This window comes from Saccharospirillum impatiens DSM 12546 (genome assembly GCF_000423605.1).
GTDB lineage: Bacteria > Pseudomonadota > Gammaproteobacteria > Pseudomonadales > Natronospirillaceae > Saccharospirillum > Saccharospirillum impatiens.
In genome coordinates this window covers 39,039-51,747 of sequence record NZ_AUIH01000024.1, presented here as the reverse complement: position 1 = coordinate 51,747, position 12,709 = coordinate 39,039, and the positions used below count along the sequence as shown (strand labels likewise).

Below are 12,709 nucleotides of genomic sequence, written 5' to 3'. Positions count from 1 at the left end.
GATGCGTCGGACCCATCAGGGGGCAGGTCTGTGCCGGGGGCCTAATTTTCCCTATGATGTGCGCAAAGGGGTGTTGCTTGCCCCGTCGATCGCACCGTTGGCCACCAGGGTTCCCTCGTCTGTATGAAAAGCCTTTATCGTTTGTTGCCATTGTTATCCCACCAGCACTTTACCTCGGGCCAACTATTGGCCGGGGAACTTCAGGTAACACGTCCAACCGTATCCAACTGGGTGGCTGAGCTGGTGGCTCAGGGGGTGGATGTGTATTCGGTCAAGGGGCGAGGCTACCGGCTGGCGGAGCCCATCAGCTTGCTCGACCGTGATCGTGTGCTGGCGTTGCTGTCAAAGGAGGTAACCCGTCGCTTGTCGGTGCTTGATATCCGCACGGATGTCGACTCGACCAATGCCTGGGTGCTGGCGCAGCCCCCCGCACCCGGACGTTGGTCGGTCTGTACCGCCGACTTTCAGCATCAGGGCCGGGGCCGTCGTGGTCGAGCCTGGCAGAGTCCGCCAGCCAGCAGTGTGATGGTCTCTGCAGCGGTACGGGAATCACTGACCGGCGATGCGCTCTACGCAGCCAGTCTGGTGGTCGGTGTGGCGGTTGTCAGGGCGATCAGGCAGGTCGCAAAGGTGTCCGTTGCGCTGAAGTGGCCCAACGATATCTATTGTGACGGCCGCAAGCTTGGCGGCGTTCTGTGCGAACTCCAGGGCAATCCCCTCGATCAGCCGGTGCTGGTAGTCGGCATTGGTTTGAATGTGAACGCGTCGCCACCGGGGCTTGATCGGGACATCGGATGCCTGCGGGAGCTCGCCGGTGAATTCATCGATCGCAATGACTTGCTGGCTGCCCTGTTGAACGAATTGCAATGCGTGCTGGCTGACCTTGGCCAGGCCGGTGGTCTGGCAACGTTGCTGCAGGAATGGGCGAGCTATGACTGTTTGTTGAACCGGTCGGTGACGCTGGTGCAGGGGGAGCAGCAACAAATCGTGGTGGCCCGCGGCATCGATGCGCAGGGGCAACTGATTATCGATGATGAACGCGGCCAGCGGCGAACGGTCAATGGCGGTGAGGTGTCGGTACTGTGGTAATTCTAAGGGAAGGGCGCTATGGCAGCGATTGCTGAAGCAGAGGTTCTGTTTCTTGATTGCGGCAACAGCCGCTGCAAGTACCGGATGGGCGAGCACTCTGGCTACTGGCTCAGCATCGATACCGCGTTGGCGACGATAGATCGATGGCAGCCGGTTCAGGTACTGATCGCTTCCGTCTCGGCGTTCGGTGTTCAACTTCGGGATGCGCTGGTGGTCGCTGGCCGATGCAAGGTCAACCTCATCAAGGTGCGCAATGGCTGGCACGGGGTTGAGTTGGCCTATCCAGACCCGGAACGGTATGGAGTGGATCGCTGGTTGACTCTGATCGCTCTGCGCGAATATCAGCAAAATGCCGTCATTGTGGACGCCGGCACGGCGTTGACGATCGATGCGATTGATTCGGACGGTAAGCATCTGGGTGGCTATATCATGCCCGGCCTGACGCTGATGCGCCGCGCCCTGGTAAATGATACATTCGCGTTACCGGATGTGGCCGCCAGCCAGAGCAAGGCACCCGGGAATAATACGGCTGACGCCATAGCCAACGGTGCATTGCTGGCGCTCAGCGCGGCGGTTGCCGCTGCCTGGTCTGAATATGCCCTGTCGCCTTGCCGCCTGATCTGGACCGGCGGTGACGCCCCGGTGCTGGCAGGTCACGTACAACTCGGTGCAGAGCAAATACCGGATCTGGTGTTCGCGGGCATGAGACAACTTTATAAGGATGCGGCTTACATGGAATCTCTCGGATGAAGTGGATTATTCTGACGCTACTGGTGCTGAACCTGGCATTGGGAGGGTACCAGTACTGGCAGATGGGCCAGCCTGATATTCAGGAGGCTGAGCCCTCTGTGGCACAATTGAATAATCTGGCGATTGATCAGGCTACGCGAAACCAGTTGGCCGAATTCGAGCAAACAGCGGCAGCCGAGCCAGCGGTGGAGCCCTTGCAGTGTATTCGCATTAACGGCATCGCCGCTGAAGACCAGGCCGACATTATTCAATCCCGCCTGCGGGCGCTGGAAGTAGCATCGGACCTCAGTACCCGGCAGGAGGTATTGCGATCGGATTACTGGGTCGTGATCGGCCCCTTTGAGACCGACCAGCTTGGTCGCGACCGGCTGGCCCAGTTGCAGGCAGAAGACATCGAAAGTTTTCTGATTAATCAGGGTCGCCTTGCCGGCGGGATCTCCCTGGGACTGTTCTCGTCAGACAGCAATGCCCGTACCCGGGTCTCTGAGTTGACGAGTCGGGGCCTGGAGGCGCGGGTTGAGCGGGTCGACCGCACGCGCAATGTATGGGTGCTTACTGTGCCGGCTGAATCAGCGCGGCAGATTTCCAACGCTGCGTTGGATTCGATCGTCTCTGAGTTCGAAGGTGCCTCGTTCCAGCGCTTCCGGTGTTAGCGGAACGCCTGCTGGCGCTCCTTCTCGTCAGAGGCGCTTCCTGCCTGGGTGGTTGCTAACCAGTACCTGTCAGGGTTTACTGGCAGTGACGCCACCCTCAAACGGTGGTGCAAAACCCTCGTCGAACAGTTGCATTTCAATCCCATAATCAATACTATGCGCGCCTCCTTGTTAGGCAAGGTGGGTTTTATCCGGTTTCATGTAGTCTAAGTGCTTGTTCTGATTGAGAAAAATTTAACGGTCAGAGTTGACACCATGACAGGCTTCATGCAAACTTCCGCCCGGTTTGGAGGGGTTCCCGAGTGGCCAAAGGGAGCAGACTGTAAATCTGCCGCTTTATGCTTCGATGGTTCGAATCCGTCCCCCTCCACCATTTCCTCCTTCCGGAGGCAGTGCGGGTATAGTTCAAAGGTAGAACCTCAGCCTTCCAAGCTGATGATGCGGGTTCGATTCCCGCTACCCGCTCCAGATAGTGTTGTTGAAAGTCGGCCTTCGGGTTGTTCCTTCTGGTCTGTCTGCAGTGTTCGTTTGCTCGCGTAGCTCAGTGGTAGAGCACTCCATTGGTAATGGAGAGGTCATGAGTTCGAGTCTCATCGTGAGCACCATATTTGTGGCCGGCGTTTTGGCTGGCTGAATGAATCGAAAGGCAGGCACTTTGCAGTGGCTGCCTTTTGCTTATGTGAATCCAGGTGAGAGGCTGGGACTATGTCTAAAGCTACTTTTGAGCGTACCAAGCCGCACGTAAACGTCGGCACCATCGGTCACGTTGACCACGGTAAAACTACTCTGACGGCGGCGCTGACGCGCGTTTGTCATGAAGTGTGGGGCACAGGCGCCTCCGTTGCGTTTGACGGCATCGACAACGCACCGGAAGAGCGTGAGCGTGGTATTACCATTGCGACCTCTCACGTTGAATACGATTCACCGGCTCGTCACTATGCGCACGTTGACTGCCCGGGCCACGCCGACTATGTGAAAAACATGATCACCGGTGCGGCTCAGATGGACGGCGCTATCCTGGTCTGTTCCGCTGCTGACGGCCCGATGCCGCAAACGCGTGAGCACATCCTGCTGTCCCGTCAGGTCGGCGTGCCCTTCATCGTTGTGTTCCTGAACAAAGCGGACATGGTCGATGACGAAGAGCTGCTGGAACTGGTTGAGATGGAAGTGCGTGACCTGCTGTCCATGTATGACTTTCCGGGCGACGACACGCCGATCATCATCGGCTCTGCGCTGATGGCGCTGGAAGGCAAAGACGACAACGAAATGGGCACAACCGCTGTTAAGAAGCTGGTTGAAGCGCTGGATAGCTACATTCCAGAGCCGGAGCGCGCGATTGATCAGCCGTTCCTGATGCCTATTGAAGACGTATTCTCGATCTCCGGTCGCGGTACGGTTGTAACCGGTCGTGTTGAGCGTGGCATCATCAAGTCTGGTGAAGAAGTGGAAGTTATTGGTATCCACGACACCACCAAGACCGTTGTTACCGGTGTTGAAATGTTCCGCAAGCTGCTCGATGAAGGTCGTGCCGGTGAGAACATTGGCGCGCTGCTGCGTGGCACCAAGCGTGATGACATCGAGCGTGGTCAGGTACTGGCCAAGCCCGGTTCAATCACGCCGCACACCAGGTTCGAAGCTGAAGTATACGTGCTGAGCAAAGACGAAGGTGGTCGTCACACGCCATTCTTCAAAGGCTATCGTCCGCAGTTCTACTTCCGCACCACCGACGTAACCGGTGCCTGTGAACTGCCGGAAGGCGTAGAGATGGTCATGCCAGGCGATAACGTCAAGATGGACGTTACCCTGATCGCTCCGATTGCGATGGACGAAGGTCTGCGTTTTGCGATTCGTGAAGGCGGCCGTACCGTAGGTGCGGGTGTTGTAGCGAAGATCATTGAGTAAAGGTCGGCTTTGAGCTGAGAGCTATGAGCGGTTTGTAGCGGCTCGTAGTTAACGGCTTATCGCTAACAGCTGCAAGGCTCCTAAGGTGCCTTGTAAGTCCTGCCGCCGGAGCTCTGTCTCCGGCTATAAATCCGGTAAGTCGTTGAGGCGAACCGGTGTAGTTAGGGAGTTTGGTTGGTTTCAGCCCATGTTGGAAGTGGGTTTGAGCTGATTGGAAGGAAGCGATGCCTCTGTGGTTCGTTCGTTTCCTGAAAAAAGCCACCTAAGTGCTTGAAACTGCGCGGTAGTTAGCATAGAATCCGCCGCCCAGTTGCTTTACAGGCCAGTAGTTCAATTGGTAGAGCACCGGTCTCCAAAACCGGGGGTTGGGGGTTCGAGTCCCTCCTGGCCTGCCATTAAAGCGTCCCAAGATTCACAGTTGCAGTGCTGGGAAGTTGCAGTGCTGAATTTATCCAGAGTTAAGGTGTCCACCGCATGAACGCTCAGGTTGAGTCGAATAATACCGCCCTAGATTGGATCAAGTGGATCGTTGTCGCCGCGCTGATGATTGTCGTTATCGGCGGTAACTTCTATTTTGGCGACCAGTCCATGCTGGTGCGTGCGCTGGCGGTTGTGTTTGTGTCTCTGGTCGCGGTCGGGATAGCCCTGACAACCGCGCGTGGCAAATACATTAATCGGTTGCGCAAGGAAGCCTGGGTTGAAGTGCGCAAGGTAGTCTGGCCGACCCGGCAGGAAACCACCCAGACCAGTCTGGTTGTGATTGGCGTCGTGTTGGTAGTGGCCCTGATTCTTTGGGGTGTCGATTCTCTGCTGGGATTGGTTGTATCCCGGATTATTGGTTAAAGGAGATCGATATGGCCAAGCGCTGGTTTGTTGTACACGCCTATTCAGGGTTTGAGAAGCGCGTTGCTGCTTCCTTGCAGGAGCAGGTTGAATTAAAGGGCATGCAGGACAAGTTTGGCGAAATCCTGGTGCCTACAGAGTCTGTCGTTGAAATGCGCGACGGCAAGAAACGCAAGAGTGAGCGTAAGTTTTACCCGGGCTACGTCCTGGTTGAAATGGAAATGGATGACGATACCTGGCACCTGGTGAAAGAAATTCCCCGGGTGATGGGCTTTATTGGCGGTACGCCGGAAAAGCCAGCTCCGCTGACGAGTCGCGAAGCGGATGGCATTCTGCAGCGCGTCAAAGAAGGTGTCGACAAGCCTACGCAGAAGACTATTTATGAGCCGGGCGAGGTTGTTCGGGTCAATGACGGTCCGTTTGCTGATTTCAACGGCACGGTCGAGAAAGTGAATTACGAGAAGAACCGGGTGCAGGTCTCGGTGTCGATCTTCGGTCGGGCAACACCGGTCGAGCTGGAGTTTACTCAGATCGAAAAAATGACCTGATGCGCAGGCAGGCTGCATGCCCTGGGGTCGAAAACGGCTTCGGGGTTTTGTTGTCTGTAATGTTTGACGGGGAGCCTAGCGGCGTTACCACCCAAATGAGAGGTTATCATGGCCAAGAAAGTTAATGCTTATATCAAGCTGCAAGTAAAGGCAGGTCAAGCCAACCCGAGCCCCCCGGTAGGTCCGGCGCTGGGTCAGCATGGCGTGAACATCATGGAATTCTGTAAGGCGTTCAATGCCGAGACCCAGAGCACTGAGCCGGGTTTGCCGATTCCTGTTGTTATTACTGTATACAGTGATCGCAGCTTTACCTTTGTTACCAAGACTCCGCCAGCCGCGATTCTGCTGAAAAAAGCAGCCGGTATTAAGAGTGGTTCAGGTCGTCCTAACACTGAGAAAGTCGGTACCGTTACCCGTGCTCAGTTGGAAGAGATTGCCACCACCAAGGATCCGGACCTGACGGCAGCCGATATGGATGCAGCGGTTCGTACGATTGCGGGCTCTGCTCGTAGCATGGGTCTGAATGTAGAGGGTGTTGAGTAATGGCTAAGCTGAGCAAGCGCGCCAAAGTCGCGCGCGAAAAAGTTGACGCAACCAAGGTTTATAGCATCGAAGACGCTGTTGCCCTGTTGAAAGAGCTGTCGACCGTCAAATTCGCAGAGTCTGTTGATCTGTCCGTTAATCTCGGTATCGATGCTCGTAAATCTGACCAGAATGTTCGTGGCTCTACAGTGCTGCCGAATGGTACAGGTAAAGACGTGCGTATCGCGGTATTTGCCCAGGGCGCCAACGCCGAAGCGGCAAAAGAAGCCGGTGCGGATGTTGTCGGTATGGAAGATCTGGCCGAGCAAATCAAAGGCGGCGATCTGAACTTCGGCGTGGTTATCGCTTCTCCGGATGCAATGCGCGTTGTTGGCCAGTTGGGTCAGGTGTTGGGTCCTCGTGGTCTGATGCCAAACCCGAAGGTTGGTACCGTAACCCCGGACGTCGCTACGGCTGTTAAAAACGCCAAGGCTGGTCAGGCGCGTTTCCGTACTGACAAGAACGGCATCATCCACGCTTGCATTGGCAAGGTGGCTTTTGAGCCGAACGCCATTAAAGAGAACGCAGAAGCTATTATTGCTGACCTGAAGCGGTTGAAGCCGTCTTCTGCAAAAGGTGTGTATCTGAAGAAGATTTCTGTGTCCTCGACCATGGGTCCTGGCATTGCAATCGATCAGAGCTCACTGGTTATCTGATTTAAGTCGCTGCCTGTTTATAGATGGGCAGTGCAACAGGACTTTGGGGTTCTCGCGAGCGTCGCTCGCGGGAATTGTCAAAGACCGTAGGTGGGTTCAGGGCTGAGGTTTTATGAATCGTTGACGCCCGGTTCCCTTAATGTCCTACGCAGACGGTGGACCCCGATTCGGTTTTTATTGGGCTGGATCCTACCACCGTTGACCTCGAAGGGGGTCAAAACACAGGGTCTTCGGACCTTCGATGGTGACAGGCTCAATTGGGCCTGGCTAAGCCAGAAAATAGTAGGAGAAAGATTGTGGCGCTGAATCTCGAAGACAAGAAAGCCATTGTCACCGAGGTGAATGCAGTTGCTGCCAACGCTCTGTCTCTGGTGATCGCGGATGCACGCGGTGTAACCGTTTCAGATATGGATAACCTGCGTAAGCAGGCCCGTGAGCAGAAAATCTTCGTACGTGTAGTCAAGAATTCTTTGGCCAAGCGTGCGTTTGAGGGTACCGAATACGAAGTGGCTCATTCCGCTTTGGTCGGACCGACTCTGCTGGCCTTCTCTATGGAAGACCCGGGTGCTGCCGCTCGACTTTTCAAAGACTTCGCGAAAGACGTTGAAAAGTTCGAAGTGAAATCGCTGGCCGTTGGTGGTGAACTGATGGGTGCGGACCAAATTGATCGTCTGGCGAAATTGCCGACGCGTCACGAAGCTCTGGGAATGCTGGCCAACGTTACGTTGGCACCGGTTACCAAGCTGGCGCGTACGCTCAACGAGGTACCATCCTCTATCACCCGTGTTATGGCGGCTGTTGCCGACAAGAAAAAAGAAGCCGCGTAATCGTTACGCAGCTTGTTTGAACATTTTTGAGAATTTTTGGAGATTAGTAACATGGCACTGTCCAATGAAGATATCTTGAACGCCATTGCTGAAATGTCTGTAATGGACGTTGTAGCTCTGGTTGAAGCAATGGAAGAGAAGTTTGGCGTTTCTGCCCAGGCTGCTGTAGCTGTTGCTGCTGGTCCTGCTGCTGGCGGCGAAGCTGCTGAAGAGCAAACTGAATTCGACGTTATCCTGACTTCTGCTGGTGAGAAGAAAGTAAACGTGATCAAGGTTGTTCGTGAGATCACAGGTCTTGGCTTGAAAGAAGCCAAAGGCCTGGTCGACGGCGCTCCTGCTGCAGTTAAAGAAGCTGCTAGCAAAGACGAAGTTGAGCAGATCAAAGCCAAGCTTGAAGAAGCTGGCGCAACCGTGGAAGTTAAGTAACTTCGATGGTTCTGGATTGCAAATAGGCAATTCAGTCGAATTGGCTGGCGGCCATTGGCCGTCGGCCTTTTCGTGTCTCAGAAGCAAAAGTTTCTGAGCACCCCGATCAAGTAAGGCGGATTGACCGCATCGATCCGTCAGGACGATGGCAAACGCCAGGGGCCTCCGATAAGAGGAGGAGCGCAGGAAGCGACAGATTTCGGGATGATTGTTGACGTCTGGCAATCATCGCACTACCGAATGGCGGGCATTGGTCCTCACCGACTTTGACCGTCAACCGCTCAGACCCACCGTTGGTGAACAAGCTGGGGATTGCTGATGGCATACTCTTACACCGAGAAAAAGCGTATCCGTAAGGATTTCAGCAAATTGAAGCCGGTGATGGACATCCCATACCTGCTGGCAATACAACTGGATTCCTACCGTAATTTTTTACAGGCCGATACCGATGCGGCCGAACGAATGGACAGTGGGCTGCATGCAGCTTTCAAGTCCGTATTTCCAATTGTCAGCTATTCTGGCAATGCCGCTTTAGAGTACGTCAGTTATAAGCTGGGCATCCCGGCCTTCGACGTAAAAGAATGCCAACTGCGTGGCGTGACCTATGCAGCACCGCTGCGGGTCAAAGTCCGGCTGATTATTTACGACAAAGAGTCGCCCAGCAAGGCAATCAAGGACATCAAAGAGCAGGAAGTCTACATGGGCGAAATGCCCCTGATGACTGAAAACGGTACCTTTATTGTTAACGGTACCGAGCGTGTTGTTGTGTCCCAGCTGCACCGTTCACCGGGTGTCTTTTTTGACCATGACAAGGGTAAGACGCATTCGTCTGGCAAGCTGCTGTATTCAGCCCGGGTCATTCCTTACCGTGGCTCATGGCTTGACTTTGAGTTCGATCCGAAGGATCAGGTGTTTGTGCGTATCGACCGCCGCCGCAAGTTGCCGGCGACGATTCTGTTGCGAGCACTGGAATACACCAATCAGCAGATTCTGGACATGTTTTTCGAACGGTCCGAGTTCAAGCTGAAGGGTGACAAGTTTGAGATGAAGATCGTGTCTGATCGCCTGCGTGGCGAAACGGCTGCGTTTGAAATCAAAGACAAAGACGGTACCGTACTTATCGAAGACGGACGTCGTATTACCGCGCGCCACATTCGTCAGTTGGAAAAGTCCGGCATTGACACTGTGGTTGTTCCCGATGAGTACCTGCTTGGCAAGGCACTGGCGACAGACCTGGTCGATCCGACCAGTGGCGAGATATTCGCCAACTGTAACGATGAAGTCAGCCTTGAAATCATCGAGAAGGTTCGTGAGCTGAAATTGAAGCAAGTCGATCTGTTGTACACCAACGATCTGGATTGCGGTCCTTATATTTCAGATACACTGCGGAACGATCCGACCAGTACGCCACTGGAAGCGCTGGTAGAAATCTACCGCATGATGCGCCCTGGCGAGCCACCGACAAAAGAGTCGGCGGAAACCTTGTTTCAGAACCTGTTTTTCAGTAGCGAGCGCTATGATCTGAGTGGCGTTGGGCGGATGAAGTTCAACCGTCGCCTGGGCCGTGAAGGTGAAGAGGGCGAGGGTACGCTAAGCAACGAAGACATCGTAGATGTGCTGCGCACTCTGATCGAAATTCGCAACGGTTTTGGCACAGTGGATGATATTGACCACCTGGGTAACCGTCGTGTTCGTTCGGTTGGTGAGATGGCCGAGAACCAATTCCGTGTAGGTTTGGTCCGTGTTGAGCGTGCTGTCCGTGAGCGTCTGTCTATGGCTGAAAGCGAAGGCCTGATGCCGCAGGATCTGGTCAACGCCAAGCCGGTTGCTGCTGCGATCAAGGAATTCTTTGGTTCCAGCCAGCTGTCTCAGTTTATGGATCAGAACAATCCACTGTCGGGTATTACCAACAAGCGTCGCGTGTCTGCATTGGGCCCGGGTGGCTTGACGCGTGAACGCGCCGGTTTCGAAGTGCGTGACGTGCACCCGACGCACTACGGCCGGGTATGCCCGATTGAAACGCCGGAAGGTCCGAACATTGGTCTGATTAACTCCTTGTCGACCTATGCGCGTACTAACAGCTACGGCTTCCTGGAAACACCTTATCGCCGCGTTGCAAACGGTAAGGTATCCAGCGATATCGTGTATCTGTCAGCGATCGACGAAGCCAAGCACACTATTGCTCAGGCGAACGTGCCGCTGGACGATAACGACAACATCGTCGGCGAATTTGTTCAGGTACGTCATCAGAACGAATTCACCATGGCGCCGTTGGCCAATGTCGACATGATGGACGTATCACCGCGCCAGGTTGTATCAGCTGCAGCGGCCCTGGTGCCGTTCCTGGAGCACGATGACGCCAACCGCGCATTGATGGGTTCGAACATGATGCGTCAGGCGGTACCAACCTTGCGTGCTGACAAGCCGCTGGTCGGAACCGGTATTGAGCGCAGCGTCGCGATTGACTCAGGCGTGTGTGTAACTGCCCGTCGCGGTGGTTACGTTGAATACGTTGATGCTTCAAGAATCGTGGTTAAAGTCAGCGAAGACGAAATCCAGGGCGGCGACGCCGGCGTGGATATTTACAACCTGACCAAATACACGCGTTCCAACCAGAACACTTGTATCAACCAGCGCTCCATCGTCCATCAGGGCGAGACAATAGCGCGGGGCGATGTTCTGGCCGACGGTCCTTCAGTCGATTTGGGTGAGCTGGCTCTGGGCCAGAACATGCGTATCGCCTTTATGCCCTGGAACGGTTACAACTTCGAAGACTCCATTCTGGTGTCGGAGAAGGTGGTTCAGGAAGATCGTTTTACCACCATCCACATTCAGGAGCTGACCTGTATCGCGCGCGATACCAAGTTGGGTGCTGAAGAGATCACGGCTGACATCCCCAACGTGGGCGAGTCTGCTCTGAACAAGCTGGATGAGTCGGGTGTTGTTTACATCGGTGCCGAAGTAGGCCCGGGTGACATCCTGGTGGGTAAGGTCACGCCGAAGAGCGAGACTCAGCTGACACCGGAAGAAAAACTGCTGCGTGCCATTTTCGGCGAGAAAGCGTCTGACGTGAAAGACACTTCCTTGCGTGTTAAAGGTGGCATGGTTGGTACCGTCATTGACGTTCAGGTCTTCACCCGTGATGGGGTAGAGCGCGATCAGCGTTCAAAAGACATTGAGCGCATGGCTCTGGCTGAATTCCGCAAGGATTTGAATGCCGAGTACCGCATCGTAGAAGACACGGTCTTCGAACGTATGCAGGCAAACCTGATTGGTCAGGCTGTTGCAGGCGGTCCTTCGCTGAAGAAGGGCGATACGCTGAGCGCAGACTATTTGGCCGATTTGCCACGCGAAGACTGGTTTAAGTTGCGCATGCAGGATGAGGCACTGGCAGAAATGCTGGAAAAAGCCGAAGCCCAGCTGAAAGAGCGTAAAGATGACCAGGACGCGCGTTTTGAAGACAAGAAGCGCAAGTTGCAGAGCGGTGACGACCTGCAGCCTGGCGTTTTGAAAGTCGTCAAATGTTACGTTGCGGTCAAGCGCAAGATCCAGCCCGGTGACAAGATGGCCGGTCGTCACGGTAACAAAGGTGTGATCTCGGTGATCATGCCCGTGGAAGATATGCCGTTTGATGACCAGGGTGAGCCGGTTGACGTAGTGCTGAACCCATTGGGCGTGCCGTCGCGGATGAACGTAGGTCAGATTCTGGAGACGCACATGGGTGCTGCTGCCAAGGGTCTGGGTAAGCGCATCAACGACATGGTCCGTGACCAGAAGGCAGTCAGCGAAATTCGCGGCTTCCTGGATGAGGTCTACAATAAGTCCGGCCGGGGTATCCGCAAGGAAACTCTGGAAGACTTCTCTGATGCGGAAATCCTTGAGCTGGCGAAGAATGTCAGTGGTGGTGTGCCCATCGCGACACCGGTATTTGACGGTGCCAAAGAGGAAGAAGTTAAAGAGTTGCTGCGTTTGGCAGGTCTGGACGATAGTGGCCAGATTCAACTCTGGGACGGCCGTACCGGTGAATCCTTTGAAAACAGGACCACTGTCGGTTACATGTACATGTTGAAGTTGAACCACCTGGTCGACGACAAGATGCATGCCCGTTCCACAGGTTCCTACAGCCTGGTTACTCAGCAGCCGCTGGGTGGTAAGGCGCAGTTCGGTGGTCAGCGCTTCGGTGAGATGGAAGTGTGGGCACTGGAAGCCTACGGTGCTGCTTATACCCTGCAGGAAATGCTGACGGTGAAATCGGACGATGTGAACGGCCGGACCAAGATGTACAAAAACATCGTGGACGGCGACCATCGGATGGAACCGGGCATGCCGGAATCCTTTAACGTACTGGTTAAAGAGATCCGCTCGCTGGGCATCGACATGGAACTGGAAAACGACGAGTAAGGTCGGGTGGGCCGGGTAACCGGCCTGCACCT

The 12,709-nt window shown here is 54.9% G+C and carries 11 protein-coding genes and 4 tRNA genes; all 15 read left to right on the top strand.

Features of this window, described 5'->3' with window-relative positions; genetic code table 11:
* The first annotated feature begins 123 nt into the window (after positions 1-123).
* The 15 genes from G565_RS0112980 to rpoB all read left to right on the top strand — a co-directional run bounded on the left by G565_RS0112980 (position 124) and on the right by rpoB (position 12,677).
* Positions 124-1,089 carry a biotin--[acetyl-CoA-carboxylase] ligase gene (locus G565_RS0112980; RefSeq protein ID WP_028671311.1) on the top strand — a complete coding sequence of 322 codons (966 nt, stop codon included), beginning with the start codon at positions 124-126 and terminating at the stop codon, positions 1,087-1,089.
* An 18-nt stretch (positions 1,090-1,107) separates the two neighbouring features.
* Entirely contained in the window at positions 1,108-1,839 is a 732-nt protein-coding gene (locus tag G565_RS24060) for a type III pantothenate kinase (protein WP_037339153.1), read from the top strand.
* Positions 1,836-2,492 carry an SPOR domain-containing protein gene (locus G565_RS0112970; protein ID WP_028671310.1) on the top strand — a complete coding sequence of 219 codons (657 nt, stop codon included), beginning with the start codon at positions 1,836-1,838 and terminating at the stop codon, positions 2,490-2,492. Before G565_RS24060 ends, G565_RS0112970 begins: the two co-directional genes overlap by 4 nt.
* Positions 2,493-2,780: 288 nt before the next feature.
* Positions 2,781-2,865: transfer RNA gene (locus G565_RS0112965), tRNA-Tyr, on the top strand.
* A 21-nt stretch (positions 2,866-2,886) separates the two neighbouring features.
* Positions 2,887-2,960: transfer RNA gene (locus tag G565_RS0112960), tRNA-Gly, on the top strand.
* 62 nt (positions 2,961-3,022) lie between these two features.
* A tRNA-Thr gene (locus G565_RS0112955) sits at positions 3,023-3,097 on the top strand.
* Between the two features lie 100 nt (positions 3,098-3,197).
* Positions 3,198-4,394, top strand: a complete 1,197-nt coding sequence (tuf, locus tag G565_RS0112950; protein WP_028671309.1) for an elongation factor Tu — start codon at positions 3,198-3,200, stop codon at positions 4,392-4,394.
* A gap of 319 nt (positions 4,395-4,713) precedes the next feature.
* Positions 4,714-4,789 (top strand) — tRNA-Trp (locus G565_RS0112945).
* A gap of 79 nt (positions 4,790-4,868) precedes the next feature.
* Positions 4,869-5,237 carry a preprotein translocase subunit SecE gene (gene secE, locus G565_RS0112940; RefSeq protein ID WP_028671308.1) on the top strand — a complete coding sequence of 123 codons (369 nt, stop codon included), beginning with the start codon at positions 4,869-4,871 and terminating at the stop codon, positions 5,235-5,237.
* Between the two features lie 11 nt (positions 5,238-5,248).
* A complete protein-coding gene (gene nusG, locus G565_RS0112935) occupies positions 5,249-5,785 on the top strand; it encodes a transcription termination/antitermination protein NusG (protein ID WP_028671307.1) in 537 nt (178 codons plus the stop codon).
* Positions 5,786-5,893: 108 nt separating this feature from the next.
* On the top strand, positions 5,894-6,328 hold the full coding sequence (rplK, locus tag G565_RS0112930; RefSeq protein ID WP_028671306.1) for a 50S ribosomal protein L11: 435 nt from the start codon (positions 5,894-5,896) through the stop codon (positions 6,326-6,328).
* Positions 6,328-7,023, top strand: coding sequence for a 50S ribosomal protein L1 (rplA, locus tag G565_RS0112925; protein WP_028671305.1), 696 nt, complete (start codon positions 6,328-6,330; stop codon positions 7,021-7,023). Before rplK ends, rplA begins: the two co-directional genes overlap by 1 nt.
* A 296-nt stretch (positions 7,024-7,319) precedes the next feature.
* Positions 7,320-7,850 carry a 50S ribosomal protein L10 gene (gene rplJ, locus G565_RS0112920; protein WP_028671304.1) on the top strand — a complete coding sequence of 177 codons (531 nt, stop codon included), beginning with the start codon at positions 7,320-7,322 and terminating at the stop codon, positions 7,848-7,850.
* A gap of 51 nt (positions 7,851-7,901) precedes the next feature.
* On the top strand, positions 7,902-8,276 hold the full coding sequence (gene rplL, locus G565_RS0112915) for a 50S ribosomal protein L7/L12 (protein WP_028671303.1): 375 nt from the start codon (positions 7,902-7,904) through the stop codon (positions 8,274-8,276).
* A 318-nt stretch (positions 8,277-8,594) separates the two neighbouring features.
* Positions 8,595-12,677, top strand: coding sequence for a DNA-directed RNA polymerase subunit beta (gene rpoB, locus G565_RS0112910; RefSeq protein ID WP_028671302.1), 4,083 nt, complete (start codon positions 8,595-8,597; stop codon positions 12,675-12,677).
* Positions 12,678-12,709: the final 32 nt, after the last annotated feature.